Source organism: Rahnella bruchi (assembly GCF_003614975.1).
GTDB classification, from domain to species: Bacteria; Pseudomonadota; Gammaproteobacteria; order Enterobacterales; family Enterobacteriaceae; genus Rahnella; species Rahnella bruchi.
In genome coordinates this window covers 33989-58199 of sequence record NZ_QZWI01000008.1, presented here as the reverse complement: position 1 = coordinate 58199, position 24211 = coordinate 33989, and the positions used below count along the sequence as shown (strand labels likewise).

20 protein-coding genes are annotated in these 24211 nt (G+C 54.5%); 6 read left to right on the top strand and 14 right to left on the bottom strand.

Annotation, left to right across the window (positions count from 1 at the left end):
• Nucleotides 1-2856, top strand: coding sequence for an excinuclease ABC subunit UvrA (gene uvrA, locus D5398_RS14615; protein ID WP_120508295.1), 2856 nt, complete (start codon nt 1-3; stop codon nt 2854-2856).
• Nucleotides 2857-2931: 75 nt separating this feature from the next.
• On the opposite strand, the gene D5398_RS14610 is transcribed toward uvrA, so the two are convergent.
• Nucleotides 2932-4113, bottom strand: coding sequence for an esterase (locus D5398_RS14610; RefSeq protein WP_120508294.1), 1182 nt, complete (start codon nt 4111-4113; stop codon nt 2932-2934).
• 115 nt (nt 4114-4228) lie between these two features.
• Entirely contained in the window at nt 4229-5146 is a 918-nt protein-coding gene (locus D5398_RS14605) for a LysR family transcriptional regulator (RefSeq protein WP_120508293.1), read from the bottom strand.
• Between the two features lie 101 nt (nt 5147-5247).
• Between D5398_RS14605 and D5398_RS14600 the strand changes: the two genes are divergently transcribed.
• A complete protein-coding gene (locus D5398_RS14600) occupies nt 5248-5868 on the top strand; it encodes a glutathione S-transferase (RefSeq protein WP_120508292.1) in 621 nt (206 codons plus the stop codon).
• A 5-nt stretch (nt 5869-5873) separates the two neighbouring features.
• A complete protein-coding gene (locus D5398_RS14595) occupies nt 5874-6794 on the top strand; it encodes a pyridoxamine 5'-phosphate oxidase family protein (protein ID WP_120508291.1) in 921 nt (306 codons plus the stop codon).
• Here D5398_RS14595 and D5398_RS14590 read toward each other — a convergent pair.
• From D5398_RS14590 to D5398_RS14580, 3 genes are all read right to left on the bottom strand, one after another.
• Nucleotides 6776-7129 carry an MmcQ/YjbR family DNA-binding protein gene (locus tag D5398_RS14590; RefSeq protein ID WP_120508290.1) on the bottom strand — a complete coding sequence of 118 codons (354 nt, stop codon included), beginning with the start codon at nt 7127-7129 and terminating at the stop codon, nt 6776-6778. The two genes, D5398_RS14595 and D5398_RS14590, sit on opposite strands and share 19 nt — an antisense overlap.
• A 207-nt stretch (nt 7130-7336) precedes the next feature.
• On the bottom strand, nt 7337-8530 hold the full coding sequence (locus tag D5398_RS14585; RefSeq protein WP_120508410.1) for an amino acid aminotransferase: 1194 nt from the start codon (nt 8528-8530) through the stop codon (nt 7337-7339).
• Between the two features lie 116 nt (nt 8531-8646).
• Nucleotides 8647-9591 carry a LysR family transcriptional regulator gene (locus tag D5398_RS14580; protein ID WP_120508289.1) on the bottom strand — a complete coding sequence of 315 codons (945 nt, stop codon included), beginning with the start codon at nt 9589-9591 and terminating at the stop codon, nt 8647-8649.
• Between the two features lie 127 nt (nt 9592-9718).
• Here D5398_RS14580 and D5398_RS14575 point away from each other — a divergent pair, with 127 nt between their 5' ends.
• On the top strand, nt 9719-10468 hold the full coding sequence (locus D5398_RS14575; RefSeq protein ID WP_120508288.1) for a 3-oxoacyl-ACP reductase family protein: 750 nt from the start codon (nt 9719-9721) through the stop codon (nt 10466-10468).
• 68 nt (nt 10469-10536) lie between these two features.
• Here the strand turns inward: D5398_RS14575 and D5398_RS14570 are convergent, their stop codons facing one another.
• Both D5398_RS14570 and D5398_RS14565 read right to left on the bottom strand, forming a co-directional pair.
• Nucleotides 10537-11169 (bottom strand): YitT family protein, encoded by a 633-nt coding sequence (locus D5398_RS14570; RefSeq protein WP_120508287.1) that lies wholly within the window; start codon nt 11167-11169, stop codon nt 10537-10539.
• 245 nt (nt 11170-11414) lie between these two features.
• Nucleotides 11415-11879, bottom strand: a complete 465-nt coding sequence (locus D5398_RS14565; protein WP_120508286.1) for an Lrp/AsnC family transcriptional regulator — start codon at nt 11877-11879, stop codon at nt 11415-11417.
• A gap of 123 nt (nt 11880-12002) precedes the next feature.
• Between D5398_RS14565 and D5398_RS14560 the strand changes: the two genes are divergently transcribed.
• Nucleotides 12003-12782, top strand: coding sequence for a transporter substrate-binding domain-containing protein (locus D5398_RS14560; RefSeq protein ID WP_120508285.1), 780 nt, complete (start codon nt 12003-12005; stop codon nt 12780-12782).
• A gap of 3 nt (nt 12783-12785) precedes the next feature.
• Here the strand turns inward: D5398_RS14560 and alr are convergent, their stop codons facing one another.
• Both alr and dnaB read right to left on the bottom strand, forming a co-directional pair.
• Nucleotides 12786-13865 (bottom strand): alanine racemase, encoded by a 1080-nt coding sequence (gene alr, locus D5398_RS14555; RefSeq protein WP_120508284.1) that lies wholly within the window; start codon nt 13863-13865, stop codon nt 12786-12788.
• A 107-nt stretch (nt 13866-13972) separates the two neighbouring features.
• On the bottom strand, nt 13973-15379 hold the full coding sequence (dnaB, locus tag D5398_RS14550; protein WP_013577363.1) for a replicative DNA helicase: 1407 nt from the start codon (nt 15377-15379) through the stop codon (nt 13973-13975).
• A 182-nt stretch (nt 15380-15561) separates the two neighbouring features.
• Between dnaB and D5398_RS14545 the strand changes: the two genes are divergently transcribed.
• On the top strand, nt 15562-16545 hold the full coding sequence (locus D5398_RS14545) for a quinone oxidoreductase (RefSeq protein ID WP_120508283.1): 984 nt from the start codon (nt 15562-15564) through the stop codon (nt 16543-16545).
• Nucleotides 16546-16925: 380 nt separating this feature from the next.
• On the opposite strand, the gene pspG is transcribed toward D5398_RS14545, so the two are convergent.
• The 5 genes from pspG to D5398_RS14520 all read right to left on the bottom strand — a co-directional run bounded on the left by pspG (nt 16926) and on the right by D5398_RS14520 (nt 24113).
• Complete coding sequence (gene pspG, locus D5398_RS14540; protein ID WP_120508282.1) at nt 16926-17162, bottom strand: envelope stress response protein PspG; 237 nt, start codon at nt 17160-17162, stop codon at nt 16926-16928.
• A 192-nt stretch (nt 17163-17354) separates the two neighbouring features.
• Nucleotides 17355-18362 (bottom strand): tRNA dihydrouridine(20/20a) synthase DusA, encoded by a 1008-nt coding sequence (gene dusA, locus D5398_RS14535; protein WP_120508281.1) that lies wholly within the window; start codon nt 18360-18362, stop codon nt 17355-17357.
• A 129-nt stretch (nt 18363-18491) separates the two neighbouring features.
• Nucleotides 18492-19931: a sugar porter family MFS transporter gene (locus tag D5398_RS14530; RefSeq protein ID WP_120508280.1), complete on the bottom strand. Its 1440-nt coding sequence runs from the start codon at nt 19929-19931 to the stop codon at nt 18492-18494.
• 9 nt (nt 19932-19940) lie between these two features.
• Nucleotides 19941-20840, bottom strand: a complete 900-nt coding sequence (locus tag D5398_RS14525; protein ID WP_120508279.1) for an aldose 1-epimerase — start codon at nt 20838-20840, stop codon at nt 19941-19943.
• 18 nt (nt 20841-20858) lie between these two features.
• A complete protein-coding gene (locus D5398_RS14520; RefSeq protein WP_120508278.1) occupies nt 20859-24113 on the bottom strand; it encodes a DUF5107 domain-containing protein in 3255 nt (1084 codons plus the stop codon).
• Between the last annotated feature and the right edge of the window lie 98 nt (nt 24114-24211).

Sequence of the window (24211 nt, the reverse complement as noted above, 5' to 3'; positions counted from 1 at the left end):
ATGGATAAGATCGAAGTTCGGGGCGCACGCACCCATAATCTCAAGAATATCAACCTGATTATCCCGCGCGACAAACTGATTGTTGTCACCGGCTTATCCGGTTCAGGCAAGTCCTCTCTGGCGTTCGATACGCTGTACGCCGAAGGCCAGCGCCGCTATGTCGAGTCGCTGTCTGCCTACGCACGCCAATTTTTATCCTTAATGGAAAAACCGGACGTCGACCATATTGAAGGTCTGTCTCCGGCGATTTCGATTGAGCAAAAATCAACGTCGCATAACCCGCGTTCTACCGTCGGGACGATCACCGAAATCCACGACTACCTGCGTCTGCTGTTTGCCCGCGTAGGCGAGCCGCGCTGCCCGGATCATAATATTCCGCTGTCAGCCCAGACCGTCAGCCAGATGGTGGATAACGTGCTGGCGCAGCCGGAAGGTCAGCGCCTGATGTTGCTGGCGACTATCGTTAAAGATCGCAAAGGCGAGCACACCAAGACGCTGGAAAACCTGGCGTCGCAGGGCTATATCCGCGCGCGTATCGACGGCGAAGTCTGTGACTTATCGGATCCGCCGAAACTGGAATTGCAGAAAAAGCACACCATTGAAGTGGTCGTTGACCGCTTTAAAGTGCGTGATGATCTGGCGCAGCGTCTGGCGGAATCGTTTGAAACCGCGCTTGAGCTTTCCGGCGGTACCGCCGTGGTCGCCGATATGGATGATCCGAAAGCCGATGAGATGCTGTTCTCTGCCAACTTCGCCTGTCCGGTGTGTGGCTACAGCATGCGCGAGCTTGAGCCGCGTATGTTCTCGTTCAACAACCCGGCCGGTGCCTGTCCGACCTGTGACGGGCTGGGCGTGCAGCAGTTCTTCGACCCTGAACGTGTGGTGCAAAACCCTGAGCTTTCTCTGGCAGGTGGCGCGATCCGCGGCTGGGATCGCCGTAACTTCTATTACTTCCAGATGCTGCGCTCTCTTGGCGAGCATTATGATTTCGACGTGGAAGCGCCGTTTAATGACCTGAGCAGTGACGTGCAACACGCCATCCTGCACGGTTCCGGCAAAACCACCATTGAATTCAAATACATCAACGATCGCGGTGATACGTCTATCCGTCGCCATCCGTTTGAAGGCGTGCTGCACAATATGGAACGCCGTTATAAAGAAACGGAATCCAGCGCGGTACGTGAAGAACTGTCCAAATACATCAGCAACCGTCCGTGTACTTCATGTCGTGGCACCCGCCTGCGTGAAGAAGCGCGCAACGTGTTTGTCGAAGAAACCACGCTGCCGGAAATCTCTGATTTCAGCATCGGCCATGCGATGGATTTCTTCCGCAATATGAAACTCAGCGGCCAGCGCGCCAAAATTGCTGAGAAAGTGCTGAAAGAGATTGGCGATCGCCTGAAATTCCTGGTGAACGTCGGCCTGAATTACCTCTCACTGTCCCGTTCTGCGGAAACGCTGTCTGGCGGTGAAGCTCAGCGTATCCGTCTGGCGAGCCAGATTGGTGCCGGTCTGGTGGGCGTGATGTACGTGCTGGATGAGCCGTCTATCGGCCTGCATCAGCGCGACAACGAACGTCTGCTGGAAACCCTGATCCACCTGCGTGATCTGGGCAATACCGTGATTGTGGTTGAGCACGACGAAGACGCGATCCGCGCCGCTGACCATATTATTGATATCGGTCCGGGAGCTGGCGTTCATGGCGGCGAAGTGGTGGCTGAAGGCACCGCAGAAGACATCATGGCGACGGAAAATTCACTGACCGGCCAGTTCCTCAGCGGTAAACGTGAAATTTCTGTACCGGCGCAGCGTGTTCCTGCGGATGCGGCTAAAGTGCTGAAACTTTCCGGCGCGAAAGGCAACAACCTGAAAGACGTGACGCTGACGCTGCCGGTAGGCCTGTTTACCTGCATCACCGGTGTGTCCGGTTCAGGTAAATCGACGCTGATTAACGACACGCTATTCCCGCTGGCACAGCGCGAGCTGAACGGCGCGACGATTGCCGAAGCGGCTCCGTATCGCGAAATCGAAGGTCTGGGACATTTCGATAAAGTCATCGATATCGATCAGAGCCCGATTGGCCGTACGCCACGTTCTAACCCGGCGACTTACACCGGCATTTTCACCCCGGTTCGCGAACTGTTTGCCGGTGTACCGGAATCCCGTTCACGCGGTTATACGCCGGGACGTTTCAGTTTCAACGTCAAAGGCGGACGCTGCGAAGCCTGTCAGGGCGACGGCGTGATCAAAGTCGAAATGCACTTCCTGCCGGATATTTATGTGCCATGCGATCAGTGCAAAGGCAAACGCTATAACCGCGAAACGCTGGAAATTAAATACAAAGGCAAGAGCATCCACGAAGTACTGGAAATGACCATTGAAGAAGCACGTGGTTTCTTCGATGCCGTTCCTGCCCTTGCGCGTAAATTGCAGACGCTGATCGACGTCGGTCTGACTTATATCAGCCTCGGCCAGTCGGCGACCACGCTGTCCGGCGGTGAAGCGCAGCGCGTGAAACTGGCGCGTGAGCTGTCCAAACGCGGTACCGGTCAGACGCTGTATATTCTCGACGAACCGACTACCGGCCTGCACTTTGCCGATATTCAGCAACTGCTGGAAGTACTGCATCAGTTACGCGATCAGGGCAACACCATCGTGGTGATTGAACACAACCTGGACGTGATAAAAACCGCGGACTGGATTGTCGATCTCGGACCGGAAGGCGGTGCGGGGGGTGGTCAGATTCTGGTAGCCGGCACACCGGAAACCGTCGCGGAGTGCAAAGAATCGCACACCGCCCGCTTCCTGAAACCGTTGCTGGAACGCCACAGCCAGCAAGCGAAGAAAAGCGCTTAACGAAAGGTTAAAGCGCCGATCAGCTCCTCCCCTTCGCAGGGGGAGGAGCTAACTTTTCTACATTGCGGTTCAAACTTACTTAAAGATCTTCTGCACAAACTCCGCGTAAGCCGGACGCCAGACGTCCATTTCGTGACCGAGATTCGGGTATTCGTGGTAATCGAATTTAATCCTCTTCTCTTCCAGCTCAGATTTCAGTCCGGCAATGTCTTTGCCCGTCACCACATCTTTTTCACCCACCACTAAAGTAAAGTTTTTCAGCTGGGCGTTTATTTTATCCGGTTCTGCGAAGCGTTTTTCGACGTCGGCATTCGGGACAGTCGTGGTAGTGACACCGCTTAACGTCGCCAGCCAGCCGAACTGATCGAGATGCGTCATGCCGCTGATCAGCGTCTGATAACCGCCTTGTGAAAGCCCGGCCAGTGCGCGTCCGGCGGCGTCATCGCGTACACGGAAAGTTTTGGAAATCAGCGGGATGATGTCGCCGGTCAGCTCTTTATCCGCCGCCGCGGCATTGCGCGGATAAAACTCCTTGCGGCGATCTTTGGTGACGTAATCTTCCGGCACCACGCCTTTGGCGTCAGTTTCGGTATCAGGAATAACCACTAACATTGGCGCGATTTTTTTCTCCGCCAGCAAGTTATCCATGATTTGCGGAATACGCCCCTGATCCAGCGCCGAGCGGCCTGTATCACCAAAGCCGTGGTAGAAATAGAGCACCGGCAGCGGTTGTGACGCATCGGTATAACCCGGCGGTGTCCATACCGCGACCTGACGCTCGGAATTCAGCGCGGCGGAATGATAAGTCAGCGTGCGGACTTCGCCGTGCGGTACGTTTTTCACATCCAGAATACTGCCCGGCACCAGGATCAGGCTGGTATTCACCTGACGTTGCGGCTTGGGCATCGCGCTGCCCGGATCGGCAATGCGTAAGCCATCAACATTGAAGAAATATTCGTAAAGATTCGGTTTCTGCGCATCCGACGTCCAGCTCCAGACGCCTTTATCGTCCTTCTTCATCTGATGCGGAATGTAAGTTACCGGCGTCGCACCGGTCACCACGTCGACGTGTTCGGCAGTCGGCGCATACAGCCGGTAAGTGATCGTTAAATCAGGATTTACCGCCGTGATGTAGTTTTTGGCAGGCACCGACGCGTCAGCATCTTGCGGCAAACTCTGCGCAGAGACAGTCATGGAGATCGGCGCGCTGAGCGCCAGTATCAAAAGCGTGGCAAGATTCAGCCGGTTACGGGTCATCATCCTTTCCTTCTGGGTTGGCGTGAGCAAACGGACAACCTGTCCTGAAGTAACTCACTGTTTTTGCACAACTCTCAGAGTAGGTTATTTTTACCGCAAGCGAGCGTGATCCGCGTCACTGTTCTGAGGATGCACTGAGGGCATGAAGCTGGGGCAGCACGCTCAGACGCTGATAAGCGAAATCCCAGAATGTCCTGACCTTTCGCGGCATCTGCTGCACCTGTTGCGCCACCAGTTGAACCGGCAGTGGCAGCGGTTCGAAATCCGCCAGAAGTCTTACCATGCTGCCCGCCTGTAAATCGTCGCTCACCTGATAAGACAACAAGCGCGCAATCCCCTGCCCGCTGCGCACCGCCAGAAGCTGCGATTCGACGTCATTAGAAAGCAAACGCGGCGACAGCCGGACGCGCAGGTCGTCCTCATGCGGCCCGAAACGCCATTCACGGATTTGCGTGCGCAGCGTGCCCATCACCGTCTGATGCGAAGCCAGTTCAGACGGATGCTGCGGCTCGCCGTGTAACGCCAGATACGCCGGGCTAGAGACCAGTACGCGGGTGACTTCTGCCACCTTACGCGCGACTTTACCTGAGTCTTCCTGATGCCCGATACGCACCGCCAGATCTAACCCTTCGTCGATCAGATCCAGATTCCGGTCGTTTAGCATCATTTCGATTTGCATGTCAGGATGCTGCGCCAGAAATTCCATCACCAGCGGCGCAATGTGTTTACGGCCAAACTGCACCGGCGCGGTGATACGCAACAGACCACTGAGCTGAGTTTCTGCTGTGTCCTCTACCGCATCCTGATACTGACTGAGTAAAATTCGCGCCTTTTCTGCCAGCCGGGCGCCCGCTTCGGTCGGAGCCAGGCTGCGGGTGGTGCGCTCGACCAGCCTCGCGCCGAAGCGATGTTCCAGCGAAGCAATGGCGCGGGTGATTGCCGGTGGCGAACGATGAAGTTTACGGGCAGCTTCCGCCAGGCTGCCATACTGAAGTACAGCGACAAAAATCGCCATTTCATCCAAACGATCCATAGATTCTTCCACAAGGTGAAACACTCAATTTCAATCTTCGTGGATCACAATCATTTAGCGCAAGAGTAATCTTGACGTCAGACACATAAAGGAGACAACCCATGCCCGCCATCCAACTTTACAGCACACCGCTTTCCGGCCACTGCCACCGCGTGACCTTGCTGCTGAATATGCTAAATCTGCCGTTTGAAGCCACGGAAGCCGGTGCCGACGTGCGCCAGACAGAAGAATTTGCGCGGCTCAATCCGCTGCGCCAGATCCCCGTTCTTATCGACGGTGAACACGTGCTCACCGACAGCAACGCGATTCTGGTGTATCTGGTAAAGCGCTATGCGCCCGACAGCCACTGGTTGCCGGAAGATCCGCTGAAGGCCGCTGAGGTGCAGAAATGGTTATCCCGTGCCGCCGGGGAAGTGCGTTTCGGTCCGGCGTCTGCGCGTATGGTCAAACAGTTTTCTGCGCCGGAAGCCTATGAAAACGCCCTGAAGATTTCAGCAAGATTCTTGCCGCAGCTGGACAAGCATCTGGAAAATCGTGAGTTTCTGGCAACGGATCGCGCCACCATTGCCGATCTGGCCTGTTACAGCTACGTGGCGACCGCACCGGAAGGCGGCGTTTCCCTGACCGGTTATCCGTCTATTCAGCGCTGGCTTGCACGGATTGAAGGTCTGCCCGGTTTTACGCCGCTTCCTGCGTTACCTTTGCCTGAAATTGTGGGGTAAACACGATGAGAAACCCTTTCCATGCGGACGAAATCCTGGCTCAGGACATGGCAGGGTTTGACGTCGAAGCACACGGCATCCGTGAAGCGATGCCGGAACAGCATCGGTTGTTTTTTGCCGCGCTGCCCTATTTGTTTATCTCCACGCTGGATGAAAACGGCTGGCCGGTGGCGACACTGCTGACCGGACCCGCCGGGTTTATCCGCACGCCGGATGATACGCATTTGCGGGTGAATGCCCCAAGGCGGGCGGACGATCCGGCGCTGGCCGCCTTACAACCGGGAAAACAGATTGGCGGGCTGGGGATCGACTTTTCCAACCGGCGGCGTAACCGGGTGAACGGCAGGATCGGACGCATTGATAAAAACCGGATCGAGATCGTCGTCGATCAGAGTTTTGGCAATTGTCCGCAGTACATTCAGATCCGCAAATTGACGGATACGCCGGTCACCTTACCGCTGCCTCCGCGGGAAGATATGACGGAGCCGGATGCCGACGCGCGCGCACTGATTGCGCGTTCAGATACATTTTTCATCGCCAGTCACGCGCATGGCGGCGCGGATGTGTCGCATCGCGGCGGTCAGCCGGGATTTGCACATCTGGTGGGTAACCGGCTGTGGGTACCGGATTTTCGCGGCAACAGGTACATGAATACGCTGGGAAATTTACTGGCAGAACCGCGTGCAGCGCTGCTGTTTATGGATTTCGACAACGGCGATATTTTGCATCTGCAGGGACATACACAGGTCCACTGGCAGCCGGAAGCGTTTCCCGGCCCGGCAGGTGCGGAACGCTACTGGAGTCTGGATATCACCCGCGTGTGGCGCTTTCGCGCCGCATTGCCGTGGCGTGCAGCCTCACCGGATTTCTCACCCGCGACGCTGAAAACCGGCCACTGGTCAGGCGATCAGATGCCAATTTCCTGACGGCGATGTTCCTCTAAGCCGGAGACAACCATCTGATAAGAACTGTCGATCAGGGAATAAAATTGAGAATCCGGCAAGCTGCCGTCGAGAACCACAGTATTCCAGTGCGCTTTATTGAGATTCTTACCCGGAAGAATACAGGTATGTTCGGCACGTAACTTGCCTGCCATGCCCGTGCTGGTTTTCAGCGAAACCGCTTCATGTCCCTGGCAATCGCAGAACATGGCGAACATCACCCCGCCCACTTTTATCTGATTTGCACCGAGCTGATTTTGGGTACTTTGTTCTGCTCCGGGTTTTCCCATGCAATAGTCGAGCAATTCCGAACTGGTCATTTTGGTCTCTCTCCTTGTCTGATGATGACGATCCCGCGAACCGAAATCGTCTATTTAGTGTGCAGCAACATCGCGAAAAAGAAAGGTAGAAGATCGCAAATACAAAAAAGGCCGACATTTCTGTCAGCCCTAAACAACGCTTAATCCCCTAAATAATTCGGGCTGAAGCAAGGTGTAAGCTCACTCACCCCGAAGTATGACGGGGATTTACTGCACGGCCGCGAAGGCCTCGGCCACCTGTTTCACATTATGGTGATTCAGGCCAGCCATGCACACGCGACCGCTGAGGATCAGGTATACACCGAACTCTTCACGCAGACGAACCACCTGCGCTTCGCTGAAACCGGTGTAGCTGAACATCCCGCGCTGTTGCAGCAGGTAGTCAAAATTGCGGCCCGGCAAGGCGGTTTTCAGGCTGTCGACCAGCGTGTGGCGCATCTCCAGAATACGGGTACGCATTTTCTCGACTTCTGCTTTCCATTGCGCGTTCAGGGTGCTGTCACTCAGGACTTTCGCCACCACTTTCGCACCAAAATTCGGCGGACTGGAGTAGTTACGGCGCACGGTCGCTTTCAGCTGGCCCAGTACGCGGCCTGCGGCTTCACTGTCTTCACAGACCACAGACAATCCGCCGACGCGCTCGCCATACAGGGAGAAAATTTTCGAGAAGGAGTTGCTGACGAAGCAGTTCACGCCCGCTGCCGCCATCGCGCGGATGGCGTAAGCGTCGTCATCAATGCCTGCGCCAAAGCCCTGATAGGCGATATCGAGGAACGGGATCAGCTCGCGCTGTTTGGTGACTTCAATCACCTGATCCCACTGTGCTGGCGTCAGGTCAGAACCCGTCGGGTTATGACAGCACGGGTGCAGCAGCACGATGCTTTGCGCCGGTAAGGTTTTCAGGCGTTCGATCATCGCGGTGAAATTCACACCCAGTGTTTCTGCGTCAAAGTACGGATAAGTATGCACTTTGAAGCCAGCGCCGCCAAAGATAGCCACGTGGTTTTCCCAGGTCGGGTCACTCACATAAACTTCTGAATTCGGGAAATAAAACTTCAGGAAATCTGCACCCACTTTCAGCGCGCCGGACCCGCCGACGGTCTGAATCGTCGCGATACGCTGTTGTTTGAGCGCCGGATGATCGGCACCAAACAGCAGTTCCTGAATGCCTGCACGGTATGCCGGCAGACCTTCCATTGGCAGATACACTGACGCGGCCTGCGGCCCGGCGTTCAGCTGGTTTTCTGCATTTTCCACCGCAGCCAGTTGCGGAATAATACCCTGCTCGTCGTAATAAAGACCGATGCTCAGGTTTACCTTATCTTGTCTCGGATCGGTCTTGAAACTTTCCATCAGCGACAAAATCGGGTCACCGGCATAGGCATCGACATGTTGGAACACGGTATACATCTCCTTGGTTTGGTTAAGTAGCGCGGCGATCAGCCCCCGGTAGCCCGGTGCATCGCGACTGTTTCACAGACTATCAAAGTTCGTTAAAAAAGATGACAACTATGTTGTCATTTGTCGGGCATTTTTTGTGCGGTGATCCGCGCATCAATACGCCTGGCAATATGGTGCTCGCGGAATTTCTCAATAATAAAATCGACGAACACCCGGGTCTTGGCCGGGAGCAGCTTATGTGTCGGAAAATACAGGAAAACAGCCCCCGCCTCTGCATACCATTCAGGAAGTACCCTCACCAGTTTTCCACTTTCCAGCGCAGGGAGAAGATCCGGCATATTGGCCATCACCATTCCCAGCCCCATTTCAGCCGCACGGCAACAGGCTTCGGGTTCATTAAACGTCATCCGCACGGGTAAATTCACCGGTGCCTCCTGCCCCGAAGCATTACGCAGCATGTAGTTGCGTATCCGTCCGGTTTGCGGCGAACGGATGCGGATACCTGCGCTTCGCGCCAGATCTTCCGGCTCCAGAAACGGTGGGTGCTGGCTCAGATAACCCGGTGACGCCGCCAGCACGGCATGTATCGGTGCCAGTTCCCGCGCCACAATCCCCTGCGGTAAATCGAATCCACCGCCGATAGCGGCATCAAAACGCTCACCGATCAGATCTATTTTCCGGTTATCGAATTCCCAGTCAGGCTCGATATCCGGATAACGGGTCAGAAACTCGACCAGCAACGGCAGGATAAAATGCATGCCAAAAAAAGTGCCCATACTGACTTTCAGCGTGCCGGAAGGACGCTCCGTTGAGGTGGAAAGTCCCTGCATCGCCATTTTTACTGCCGTCAGCCCGCCACGCACTTCCTGAAGAAATCGCTCACCGGCTTCCGTCAGCATCAGCTTGCGTGTACTACGCTGAAACAGGCGCACGCCAAGTTGTGTTTCCAGCGTCGTCACATTTTTCCCTACCGCCGCCGAGGTCAGCCCGAGTTGTCGCGCAGCCGCTGAAAAGCTGCCGGTATCCGCGCTGATGACAAAGCAATCAAGATGAACAAGCATCCGTTTACTCCGATTTCAAACTGTTAGTTTGAAATGATTATAGCGTTTACCGGCTAGTTCACCGGACGGATCAGGTGAATACTCGGTTCACCAACCCGATTAACTTCATCATCCGGAGCAACAGAAAATGACCACACAACACTCACTGCAAGGTAAAGCCGCTTTTGTACAGGGCGGTTCACGCGGCATCGGCGCCGCCATCGTTAAACGTCTGGCCAGCGAAGGTGCCAGCGTGGCATTCACCTATGTCTCCTCTGAAGACAAAGCGCAGGCGCTGGTAAAAAGTATTGAAGCCGGTGGCGGTAAAGCGCTGGCAATTAAAGCCGACAGCGCCGATGAAAACAGCGTTCGCACCGCCATCGACAGCGCGGCGAAAACGTTCGGCAAAATCGATATTCTGGTGAATAACGCCGGTGTACTGGCTTTTGGCGAAATCGATGCCCTGACAATAGATGATTTCGACCGGTCCATTGCAATCAACGTGCGCAGCGTATTCGTCGCCAGTCAGCAGGCTGCACGCCACATGCCCGACGGCGGGCGCATCATCACCATCGGCAGCGTCAACGCCGACCGCATGCCCTTCCAGGGCGGCGCGGTGTATGCCATGAGTAAATCCGCTATCGTCGGCCTGACCAAAGGTCTGGCACGCGATTTAGGCCCGCGCGGCATTACTGTAAATAACGTGCAACCCGGCCCGGTGGATACGGATATGAACCCGGCAGACGGCGAAATGGCGGAGGGTATGCGTTCCTACATGGCGCTCAACCGCTATGGTAAAGACAGCGAAATCGCCAGCTTTGTTGCCTATCTTTCCGGCCCTGAAGCGGGTTACATCACCGGTGCGAACCTGACAATTGACGGCGGCTTCGGCGCGTAATTTATACCGATGCACAGACAAAAATGGCGCAGGGTTCATATCCCAGCGCCATTTTTTTATCTGTGTTTTCAGACGCTGTAGCGCCCCGGACGGTGATTCATCGCAATAATCAGATTGACGATGACAGCGCCCAGCACCGAGGCAATCAGCATTTCGTAACTCACCACGAACAGCGACGCCAGCACGATGCAACAATCCACGCCCATTTGCAGCTTACCGGCGCGGATACCGTATTTATCCTGCAGAAACAGCGCCAGAATGTTTACGCCGCCGAGGCTGGCTTTATGGCGGAACAACACAATGAAGCCGATGCCCATAATCACATTGGCAAACAACGTGGCGTAGAACGGCTGAAGATGATCGAAATGCACAAACAGCGGATGCAGATCGGAGAATACAGAAACCAGCGCGACCGCGGCGAAAGTTTTCAGCGTGAACGGCAAACCCATACGGCGGAAAGAGAGGTAATAGAAAGGTAAGTTAATGATAAAGAAGGCGGTACCAAACGAAATTTGCGTCACGTAATGCGCCAGAAATGCCATTCCGGCGGTGCCACCGGTCAATGCCCCGACCTGACGCAACATCACCACACCAAAAGAGACCATCAGCGTACCGATAACGATCGCCAGCGCATCTTCCACCAGCGTATGCCCGATGCGCGGCTGTTCAACCGGCTGTTTGATGTTGTCAACACTTGCCATAATTCCCCATACCCCAAAATAATAATACTAAAGACTGATTTTGAGATAATTAATGAGAATATGAATTAAGGCAATATTCACGCACAGAATTTGCATTAAAAATCGAAAATAAGATTTTATGACGCGTTAATTATTCTTTACATGCACAGAGCGCGCATAGTAATTCAAAATAATGCACCATTAAAGTGATTCTGCACCAACATAAATCACCATAACAGTGCGCACGAAATACAGGCTTATATTTCTCAGCCCGGCGTTAATAATCCGTTCTCTTTTAATCGGTTAAGTACTACCGACGTTTTCACATGGGCCACACTTTTATGCACTGACAGGATTTGGCTGATCAACGTGCTTAAACCCGCTAAATCTTTCACGGCCACCTTCAGCAAATAATCGGCATCACCGGTCGTTTTATAGGCATCGATGATAGCAGCCACTTCCCCCAGCATGCTGTGAAAAGCCTCAACCTGTGCAGGCAAATGGTTGATAAGTCTCACTTCAATTAAGCCTATCATCCCTAAGCCAAGCGCTTCCGGTGCCAGACGTGCGTGATAACCGAGGATTAACTGAGCCTGCTCCAGACCAATCCGGCGACGTGAACATTGCGAGGCTGACAGCCCGACCAGTTCGCTTAATTCCTGGTTGGTCAGTCTTCCGTTGGCTTGTAATAAGGTCAGAATTTTCAGGTCATAATCATCAACGCTATACATGGCACCTTTCCTGTCGTTTTAATTTTTATGTTTCGAATTCTTATTGCAAAGACTATACCGGTTAAATACTTATCGGCTGTTTTTTCTTATACTTGCGCATGATTTAAACTCAAGGAAAGAATAATGAAAAAAGTACTCTACTCTCTCGCCTTACTGTCTGCTTTGCCCGCTTTCGCAAAGGCGGATACCACGTCTTCCCATCTTGAGCGCGTATTACAAAAAGGCTCGCTGAATGTCTGCACTACCGGCGACTATAAACCGTATACGTTTTTGAAAGAAAATGGGGAATATGAAGGTATTGATATCGCGATGGCGCAATCACTGGCGGCAAGTCTGGATGTAAAAGTGAACTGGGTGCCGGTCACCTGGAAATCACTGCCGGACGAAATGAGCGCAGGTCATTGTGATATCGCGATGGGCGGGATTTCCGTCACGCTGAAGCGCCAGCAGAAAGCCTGGTTCGCTAACATGCTGGATCAGGACGGAAAAATCCCACTGGTGCGCTGCGAAAATGTGCGTCAGTACCAGACCGTTGAACAGCTGAACCGGCCATCCGTGCGCCTGATTGAACCGGCGGGCGGCACCAATGAAGCCTTTGTTCACAGTCATTTGCCAAAAGGCACGCTGGCGCTGAGCGATAACGTGACCATCTTCCAGAAGCTGGTGGATAAAAAAGCCGATGTGATGATTACGGATGCATCAGAAGCGCTGTATCAGCAGAAGCATTATCCGAAGCTGTGTGCAGTGAACCCGAAAAAGCCGCTGCAATATGGCGAGAAGGCCTACATGCTGCCGCGTGATGACGTGAGCTGGAAGATGTATGTCGACCAGTGGCTGCACCTGAGTAAAGCCACCGGCGAATATCAGAAGATTGTCAGCCAGTGGCTGGCAGTGAAGAAGTAAGAATTAGCCGTTGATATAAAGGCGGGCAACGCGCTCGCTGAGCTGAGTAATCAGTTCATACGCACTGATACCGGTTGCCTGCGCAATGCGCTCAGCCGGTAACTTCTCGCCCCAGAAAATTACTTCATCGCCGACCTTATCTGTCGCTTGCGGCCCCAAATCGACGGTGATCATGTCCATAGACACGCGCCCGGCAATCGGCACTTCGCGGCCATTGACCAGCACCGGCGTGCCGTTCGGCGCACTGCGCGGATAACCGTCGCCATACCCCATCGCTACGACGCCCAAACGAGTATCACGGTCACTGACCCATGTGCTGCCGTAACCGACCGGTTCACCGGCGAAATGGTCACGCACGGCGATCAGGCTTGAGGTCAGCGTCATTGCCGGTTGCAGCCCGAAATCGCTGGCTGTGCCGGTTTCCATTGGCGACACACCGTACAAAATAATGCCAGGACGGACCAGATTCATATGCGATTCCGGCCACAGCAAAATGCCGCCGGAGGCCGCGATCGATTTCTGCCCAGGCTTGCCGTCGGCAAACGCGTTAAAGCTGTTCAGCTGCTTTGGTGTGGCATCGCTTTCCGGTTCATCGGCGCGGCAGAAATGGCTCATCATATTGACCGGCTGTATGACATTTTTGCAAGCACACAGGCGCTGATAAAACGCCTCTGCCTGCGCAGGGTGAACGCCCAAACGGTGCATGCCGGTATCGATTTTCAGCCACACGTTCAGCGGACGCTCGAGGTGAGCGTTTTCCAGCGCTTCCAGCTGTTCAATACTATGAATGGCGGTATCGAGCTGATGTTCAGTCAGCAAGGGTAATTCGCTGGCAGAGAAAAAACCTTCGAGCAGAAGAACAGGTTTCACGATACCGGCTTTGCGCAGTGTCAGCGCCTCACTGAGCCGGGAAACACCGTAATAGTCGGCGTCCTGCAGACTGTGCACCGTCTCTAACAGACCATGCCCATAAGCGTTTGCTTTCACTACCGCAACCAGACGGCTTTGTGGCGCCAGATGACGCACCCGTTGCAGATTGTGTCGCAGAGCGCGGCGATCGATGACAGCCGTAGCCGCTTTCATTTTGAGTCCTTTGCATGAAATTGAGAGTTTCTGACAGCGGGACTGAGAACCAAACCCCACCTAACCTCCCCTTGTGAAAGGGGAGGGATAAATTCAAAACAGGGAAATTAATCTTCGTCGTATTGCGGGCCGCCGTAATTATCAAATCGCGACCACTGACCGTTAAAGGTCAGGCGGACAGTACCGATCGGACCGTTACGTTGTTTACCGAGGATGATTTGCGCGATGCCTTTTTCTTCACTGTTATCGTGATAAACCTCGTCACGATAGATGAACATGATTAAGTCGGCATCCTGCTCGATGGAGCCGGATTCACGTAAGTCGGAGTTGACCGGGCGCTTATCGGCACGCTGCTCCAGGCTTCGGTTCAGCTGCGACAGCGCCACTACCGGCACCTGCAATTCTTTCGCCAGTGCTTTCAGCGAGCGGGAGATTTCGGCAATTTCCAGCGTACGGTTATCAGACAGCGCCGGAACGCGCATCAGCTGGAGGTAGTCGATCATGATCAGGCTCAGGCCGCCGTGCTCGCGGAAGATACGTCGCGCACGCGAACGGACTTCGGTTGGCGTCAGACCGGATGAGTCATCGATATACATGTTACGTTTTTCCAGCAGAATGCCCATGGTGCTGGAAATTCGCGCCCAGTCTTCATCATCAAGCTGACCGGTACGGATTTTTGTCTGGTCGACGCGGGATAGCGACGCCAGCATACGCATCATGATCTGGTCACCGGGCATTTCCAGACTGAAGATTAAGACCGGTTTATCCTGCATCATCGCCGCGTTTTCGGCGAGGTTCATCGCAAATGTGGTTTTACCCATCGACGGACGTGCCGCCACAATGATGAGGTCTGATTTTTGCAGACCGGCGGTTTTCTTATCGAGATCCGCATAGCCGGTGGACACACCGGTCACGCCGTCGTGCGGACGCTGGAACAATTCTTCGATACGGGAAACGGTGCTTTCCAGAATGCGGTCGATACTTTTCGGGCCTTCGTCTTTACTGGCGCGGCTTTCGGCAATCTGGAATACGCGGGATTCGGCTAAATCCAAGAGGTCTTCGCTGCTGCGGCCCTGCGGATCATAACCCGCATCGGCAATTTCATTGGCAACGGAAATCATTTCACGAACGACGGCGCGTTCACGCACAATGTCGGCATAAGCACCGATGTTCGCCGCACTTGGGGTGTTTTTCGAGAGTTCGGCCAGATAGGCGAAACCGCCGACGGAATCCAGATCGCCTTTTTGTTCCAGAGATTCAGAAAGCGTAATCAGGTCGATCGGTTTGCTCATTTCCAGCAAACGCTGCATTTCGGTGAAAATCAGGCGATGCGGGCGGCTGAAGAAGTCATTGCTGACCACGCGCTCGGCGACGTTATCCCAGCGTTCGTTGTCCAGCATCAGCCCGCCCAGAACGGATTGTTCAGCTTCCAGCGAATGCGGCGGAAGTTTCAATCCTTCCATCTGGCGATCGCGGTTTTCGTTCTGTTGATTGGTCGGTTTTTTTGCTGCCATCTGTGGATTAGTTCCTGCTCTAAGCGCCTGTTTTATGAGCGTCGGGTTTCCAAAATTCGGAGCCAGACTCGCGCGACAGTATAAACCATTTCAAAAGGGTATTAACCCTTAGTGCCGAAAATCTGGATTGTCTCGGACATTTAGCCTAGGGTTGAAATCAGACTCCATCACGAGGGAAAAACATGGCAAAGCGCATTCAGTTTTCTGAGACAGGCACACCTGATGTACTGCAATACGTTGATTATCAGCCACAAGATCCGCAGGCAGGCGAAGTTCAGGTCGAGAATAAAGCCATCGGTATCAACTATATCGATACCTACGTGCGCAGCGGTTTGTATGCGCCCGCCAGTTTTCCGGCCGGTTTAGGGACCGAAGCGGCGGGGATTGTCAGTAAAGTCGGCAGCGGCGTGGCCGGTATTAAACCGGGCGACCGCGTGGTGTATGCACAATCGGCGCTCGGCGCTTACAGCGAATTCCATAACGTGCCGCAGGAAAAAATCGCCCTGTTGCCGGACGCCATCAGTTTTGAACAGGCGGCGGCCTCCTTCCTTAAGGGGCTGACGGTTTACTATTTACTGCGCCAGACCCACGAAGTGCAGGCAGGCGAAACCATTCTTTTCCATGCTGCCGCCGGTGGCGTGGGCCTGATCGCCTGCCAGTGGGCAAAAGCGCTGGGCGTGAAGCTGATCGGGACTGTCGGTTCTGATGAAAAAGCCGAACGCGCTAAACAGGCCGGTGCCTGGGCAACGATTAATTATCAGAAAGAAGATATCGCGACCCGCGTGGCGGAACTGACCAACGGCGAAAAAGTCGGGGTGGTTTACGATTCAGTGGGTAAAGATACCTTCGAAAAATCGCTGAACAGTCTGAAACGCCGCGGTTTACTGGTCAGTTTCGGCAACGCTTCCGGCCCGGTAAAAGGCGTGGATCTGGCGATCCTCAATCAGAAAGGTTCGCTGTTCGTCACGCGCCCTTCCCTGAATGGCTACGTAACTAACCGCGAAGAACTGGCGCAGGCGAGCAACGAGTTGTTCTCCCTGATTGCCAGTGGCGCGATAAAAGTGGATGTCAGCGAAGCGCAGAAATTCCCGCTCTCAGAAGCCAGACGCGCGCATCAAACGCTGGAAAGCCGCGTGACGCAGGGCTCGAGCCTGCTCATCCCATAAATGCAAAAAAGGCTTTCACTGATGTGAAAGCCTTTTTTACTGCCTGACTCAGACGACCTCTGATTTCAGACGGGTACTGCTGTAGGGTACTGCCGGGTAAATCCACAGGGCGATGTCACTTATGCGACTATTGTGTGCCTCAGCGGACTTGATGAATTCGTTTTGCGATACGTTAATCAGCAATGCATTCCATCCTAACAGTCACCCATGTTAAAAAATATGATTTATGCACTTTGACCGCACATTCTGACCCAGCCTGTGATCGCTAGCACATAAGCAAAAGTTATCGCTGCAACGGTTACATTTTTTTGTGCTCAAAAGACCAGCGTTAATCACCTGCATTTCATGCAGTTACGAAAACCAATTATTGGCAGCAGAAATTACGGCAAACGGCGGCGGCGATATTTTGGCTGGTCCGGCTTAATGAATGCCCGGTAAATCCACACCGCGACCACAGCCAAAATCAGCCATGGCAACATTTTTATAACAATTGCCAGGAACCCACCCAACATCATCACAGCAAATGCGACGATCAGCGCAGCGACCATGCCCAGCAGAGAAATACCGGTCAGCATCAGCATAAAGAAAAAACCAAGCACGAAGAGAATTTCCAGCATCGGGTGCTCCTTAATAAGCCATGTGCAAAAAGACGTGATGTCAGAACACGCGTTAACTATTACAAGATACGTGCCAGTATGACGGAGGGAATAATTGATTGAATGGTAAGGAAAAAATAATTCGCAGGCACAAATGGCCTGCAAAAATATAGTAAATTTGACTAACAGATAGTGAGTTTGCTCACTCTGTTATTAAGCCTGAGTGGCAGTTTCCTGCTGCTGAGCGACCATCTGCAAAGCCTGTTCAACAACATCGATGCCCGCGCCTGCTTTATGTGCGTTTTCACTCAGGTGACGACGGAACTGACGCGCGCCCGGCACGCCCTGGAACAGACCAAGAATATGACGCGTAATGTGGCCCAGATAGGTGCCTTTGCTCAGCTCCGCCTCGATATACGGATACAGCGCGCGGATAATATCAGGCCCGGTTTTCAGCGGCGCGTCGGAGCCAAACAGCTCGCGATCCACGTTCAGCAACAGACCCGGATTCTGGTAAGCTTCGCGACCGACCATGACGCCATCCATAAATTGGAGATGCGTTTTGGCCTCTTCGAGCGTTTTAATGCCGCCGTTGATCGCCATCGTCAGCTGCGGGAAATCACGCTTAAGCTGATACACACGCGGGTAATCCAGCGGCGGAATCTCACGGTTTTCTTTCGGGCTGAGGCCGGAAAGCCAGGCTTTGCGCGCATGGATAATGAAAGTATCACAGCCGCCGTTTTCTGAAACCTGACGGATAAAATCGCACAGGAATTCATAGCTGTCCTGCTCGTCAATACCGATGCGCGTTTTGACCGTGACCGGAATCGAGACCACATCGCGCATGGCTTTGATGCAGTCAGCCACCAGGGACGCCTGCCCCATCAGACAGGCACCAAACATGCCGTTCTGCACGCGATCCGACGGACAACCGACGTTGAGGTTAATTTCGTCATAACCCCGTTCTTCTGCCAGTTTCGCGCAATGCGCAAGGTCAGCCGGATTACTGCCGCCAAGCTGCAAGGACACCGGATGCTCAGCGTCGCCAAACCCGAGATAATCCCCTTTGCCGTGAATAATGGCACCGGTGGTCACCATTTCGGTATACAACAACGTCTGGCCGGTCATCAGCCGGTGAAAATGGCGACAGTGGCGATCGGTCCAGTCGAGCATCGGCGCAACGGAAAAACGCTGGGCGGAAAACGGAGTGGTTTGGGGCATTGCGTGTTGAGTTTCTGACATCGGCCTGACATTCGCTGAAGGGGTTCGTGGCGCTCCCTCCGGCGTAACGCCAGAGGGAAGGTAATCGCTGATTATACCACAGAACAAAGATTCGGCATCTTGCGGGGTTTAGTGGCTTTCAGACATCGCCGCTTTTTCGGCTCTCCGCTCGGCGTCAGTGCGGCTGAGACGTTGTTCCAGCACTTCGAGCGTCACCCCGCGGGTTTCCGGCACTTTGCACTGGATGAAAATCCAACCCGCCAGACAGATAACGGCGTAGATGAAGAAACTGCCCGCTGCGCCCAGAGCCGCGTTCATCAGCGGGAAAGTGTAGGTCAGCAGGAAACAGGCGACCCACAATGCCAGCGTGCCCACCGCCATCGCATTACCGCGCACCCGGTTAGGGAAGATTTCAGACAGCAACACCCAGGTCACCGGCGCCAGCGTCATAGCATAAATGGCGATAGCCACCAGTACCAGCAGCAACACCGGTAACCCCGTGACACCCAATGAGTAAGACAGCCCGATCAGAATATAAATGATCGTCAGCCCCGCAGAACCCAGCTGCATCAGGCGACGGCGGCCAATTCTATCCACCAGCGGCAGCGCCAGTAAGGTGAAAATCAGGTTGATGAGGCCGGTGGCGACTATCGATTTCAGGGTGTCGTTGATATCAAATCCCGCCGAGGCAAAAATCTCCTGGGCGTAGTTGAAGATCACGTTAATACCGCACCATTGCTGGAAAACCGCCAGCACAATCCCCATCAGAATGACCGGTCTGACGCGCGGTTCCCACAACGCAGAGAACGGCACTTTCTGGTTTTCCGAGCCCAGCGAGCGGCGAATATCTGCCAGCGTAACGCGGGCATATTCCACGGAACCAATACGTTGCAGGACTTTTTCCGCCTGCGGATAACGGTTAGCTTTCGCCAGCCAGCGCGGGGATTCCGGCACCACGAACATCATGATCAGGAAGATGGCGGCCGGAATAGCTTCGGCACCAAACATATAACGCCAGCCGGTCTGACCGTTCCAGCTCTGTAAAATATCCGCCTGCACAGCGGCAGAAGCGACCGGTTCGGCAATCATCAGATTGATAAGCTGTGCGGCCAGCACACCGAGCACAATTGTCAGCTGATTCACGGCCACAAAGCGCCCGCGCTTTTCTGCCGGACTGATTTCAGCGATATAAACCGGTGCCAGTGCGGATGCCAGGCCAATCCCGACACCGCCGACAATTCGCCAGAACACAAAGCTGTCAAAGCTGAACGCCAGCGCCGTACCCACACCCGATGCGGTGAAGAGTACCGCGGCGATAATCAGGGGGAGGCGACGCCCGTAACGGTCGGACAGTGAGCCAGAACCCGCCGCGCCCAGCACACATCCGAGCAACGCGGAGCTCATCGCCCAGCCGGACATCGCCGCATCGGTTATCCCGAAATACGCTTCGTAGAAGGGTTTGGCCCCGCCGATCACCACCCAGTCATAGCCGAACAATAAGCCGCCGCAGGCAGCCACCAGACAAATCATCCACACGTAGGGCATATTCAAAGCTTTTGAGTCAGACATAAGCATTCCTCATTCCGGGATGTTAATCGTCGCGCTGTGCAGCGACATTTGCTGTGTCAGAGATTCGCCGGGAGATAACACCCGCAGCGCGCCCCCATGCGACAAATGGTGATCATTTGCCGCATGGGTCATGGGTTCAAAGCAGAAGAAATCATGCTGATAGCCGGGGTCGTAACGGCTGTCGGATATAAACAGGAAAAACACCGGACAGTCCGGAGACGTGGTCAGCCGCAGCTTATGGCCGGATTCTGGCCAGATAATCTCTGCCTTACCCTCCCAGCCGGAAAAACCGTTATTCACCCAGCGGCAGGGAAGCGGCTGAGGTGTGCAGAAGTCCAGGCCAGCAGGCAGTGGGTTATGATGTTTGCCCGCCAGCCACTGCGCGTCTTCCTGCCAGTAACCGGACGCCTTTGCCTGAAGACGGGTGGTTTTACTGAGCGGGAAGAACGGGTGCCATCCCAGGCCGAAAGGCAGAGGTTCAGCACCCTGATTGGTGATGCACAAGCTGATATCCAGCCGGTTATCGTGCAAAGAAAAATGCTGCTCCGCGCGATAGCAGTAACTGTCGCTGTGATGCGTAAATGCCAGCGTCAGCGCGTCCTCACTTTGAAAAATGCATTGCCAGTTTCCCAGCCAGCCATCGCCATGCAGATAATGCGCGTCCCCGGTATTGGGCGGCAGAGTGTAATGGCGGCCTTCAAAATCAAAAGCATTACCTTTCAGTCGGTTACCAAAGGGGAGAAGAGGAAAACATGCCGACTGTGCGGCAGGCGTATCCTCACTCAGTACTGACGGGCGCAGCAGGGGGACATTGCCGTTCGCCCGCTTAGCCAGCAGTTGCAGAATGGTGCCGCCAAAAGGCGACACGGTCAGTGCAAGGTGATGATTTTCCAGAGAATACAGTGGCATCTTTCTCTTCCCCTTTATTCAGTAATCCGGCAACTGCGAGAAGAGATGGGCTTTAGCACAGGAAGGATCCAGCGCAAAGATTTGCTGCAACACATCGGTGAAAGCCTCATTTTCCAGACCACGCAGGGCCAGTGCTTTCACCAGCAAACAGTGAATGCGATGCTCTTTCTGACGATCGCCGGTCAGCACGACTAAATCCGGCAATGACACCGCGAAGAAATCAGCCTGCACAGGCTGGTCCGCTGCGCGCTCCGCCCATTCCAGCATTTGTCGGAAGACCTGACGGCTCTGCTCCACATCGTTAAGTTTGCGCAGCGCCATGCCCTGATAGAACAAATAATCTACCGGCTGATCGTTGTAATAGCGGCGCTCACCAATCCCTTTATCGCCCGCCGCCGCGCGCTCAAACCACGCCTGCGCCTGTTTATGCTGCTGAAGTTTTTGCGCACAAATGCCCAGCCAGAAGCAGATATCATTATCCGTTTGCCCGACCAGCCGCCCTTCACTGAGGTTTTGCGGATATTCCAGTGCGGACAACAGCTGCGCCTGTGCGGCAACCACATCCCCGGTGCCGAGAGATTCAAACGCCAGCAGCTGTTTGTTCAAAAGATACTGACCGGTGATGCGCCCCTCACCGCCTTCCCACGGATGGAATTTCCGGTCGGCCAGCAGCGCCTGCGCTGCCTGTCGCTGCCCGCACTGGTTGTATAAACTGAGAAGTTCAGCCGTCAGGTCGTCACGCTGTGTGGCGACGGACAGCACTTTTTCCAGCCGCGCCAGACGGATTTGCGGCGCTACGCCGGTCAGACGGTTAAGCAGGTCGGATTCAAATAACAGCCGGGCATCCTGGGGCTGCAACCGGCACGCTTCTTCCAGACAGCGGTGCGCTTTTTCGGCATCCTGCTGATGGTTCCACGCTTCAATCCCCAACCCGCGCCATGCATCCGCAAAGTCCGGTTCCAGTACCAGACAACGTTGCCAGCAGGCCACCGCCGTTTGTGAATTACCTTTGCTGTAATGGAAAGAAGCCAGTAAATGCAGGGCAAACGCGTCATCAGGGAAAGCCTCAAGCATGCGGACTTCCGCCAGCCACTGCGGGAAACGGACATGCTGCGGGAAAGCATTTCGAGCAGCCAGACACAATGCCTCGCGGCCATCCTTTTGCAGGGAAGCCTGCAAATACAGCGGCAGCGTTTCCTGGCTTTTCAGAACATTTAGCGCTTCCAGTGCCAGCGCATCCAGTCCGCAACCGGTCAGCTGACCAGCAATATTCATGGCGTTTTCGCCTCGCTGGCCGGTGACATGTCGCAGTTGCGCTGCCGATTTCTCATCAGGCAACAGGTGATAACGCAGGAAATGCAGAAGGTAATGCAGCGGGTAGCGTTGTAAATTGTCTTCGATATACGTCGGGGCGTCCTGCTCCGTCAGGCACAGCAACGTGGCTTTCAGACCGATCAGGCCATAATGATTCGCCTGTGCCGCCAGTCCCTGCTCACAGAAACTCAACGCCTGAGGATACTGCTCCCGCCGTGTGGCTATCCGCGCCAGCCCGAAGTAGCCACCGGATTTGGCGTTGCCGCTCCAGACGGCGCGATAATAACTGTCAAAAGCCGCGTCAAAATCGCCGGTCTGCTCAAGCACATTTGCACGAACAAGACTCGCCAGGCCGCATTGCGGATTCTTATTCAACCGGTGTGCCCGGCTCAGCGCCGTATCAGCAAAAGTCAGCGCCTGAGTAAAACTCGCCTGATTGTAGCTGAGCGTAGCCAGCGCCAGATTGCAGCGATAATCCAGCGCGTCCAGTTCCACACCACGCCGGTAATAATTCACCGCTCCCTGACTGGCGTGATTGTATTGCTCAAGGTGCTGGCCGATAAACCAGGCTTCATCCGCAGAAGTGATCTCCTGCGCGGGCAACGGTGCGCTGGCCGGCGACGGTAACGGCGTCTCACTGGCCTGATGTTCCAGATAGGACAACAACTCTTTCCCCTGCTCATCCAGTAAGCGCAGACGCAGACGCGGCGGTAATTCATCGTTCAGCTCACCCTGAAGCACGTCGCCCGGCTGCAAAGTCATGTCCTTTTCCAGCAACATTTGCGTGCCATCTTCAGAAGTGATCCTGATTTGCGCGGCCTGCAACGGGCTGACCGCATAAACGCCCCACACCAGTTTCTGCCCGTGACGTTCAAGTTTGATCACTGCCTGCTCTGAGGCATTCTGTACCGTGCCCAGGTCGCTGTATGGCAGGAAGTTTTGCACGAAACACTTCTCTTCATAAGCATCCAGCCAGGTGAAATCCGGCTGATTGTCGGTGAATACGCCGGTCATCAGCTCAATATAAGGCCCGTTGTTATCGGTGAGATTGCGATCCCACGCGCGACCAAAATCGCAGTTTCCCCACGTCCACTGCTTTTTGCCCGGCGACACATGATGGTCGGCGATATGCAGCAATCCGCCCTGCTGTTCATGGTCATAAGCACCCACGAAGTCGTAGTCAGATTTGTCGGCCATGTAGGACGTCGGGACGGGAATGTTTTTGTAGCGCGAAATATCCACACCCGCCGAATAATCCACTTTGTAGTAGGTGCTGGTCGCTATCGGGAAGGAAGAAACATCACGTTTACCGTGATCGAAAACGGCGGTGACATCCGGCGGGAATACGCTCTGATGACCGTCTCCGCCGGTGACTGCCGGATTGGCCCACCACAGGAAATGGCGCGGCGTCGGGTTGCCGTTGTAAATTTTGGCGCTGATTTCCAGCAACGCCTTATCGGGATAAAGGGTAAAACCGGTCATTACCTGCAAACCACGCATCGGTTCCACTTCGCCCATCCACACGGTCTGTGCGCCATTTTCATGTGCCTGCACGGTGAAATCCACCGGCATAAAAGTGGTCGGACGGTGATGCTGCGGCCAGTTAAATTCGATACCGCCGGAAATCCACGGCCCCAGTAAACCGACCAGCGCGGGTTTCACGACCTCGTTGTAATAGACAAAATCACGCTGTTTTATTTTGTCCCAGGCACGGTGGACACGCCCCCCCAGCTCCGGTAACAACATGATTTTAAGGAAATCATTTTCCAGAAACAGCGCCTGATAGGTTTTCATAACCTTTTCACCGGTCAGCGTATCTGTCACGCCGTACGGATACACCGCACCGGAAGAGCCCTGATACACCCGATGTGCCAGAAACATCGGGTGCGTATCCTGTTTTCCTGTCAGCCAGGTCGGGAGTTCGACCGCTTCCTGCCAGACTTTTACCGCTGTGCTCATGATTTCCCCTCAGTACGCCGGATCGAAATATCAATTTCGAGATTCTACGCAGCGTACTGACGCGGGAGATTTGCTACGGTCACGCAATTCAGTCAACG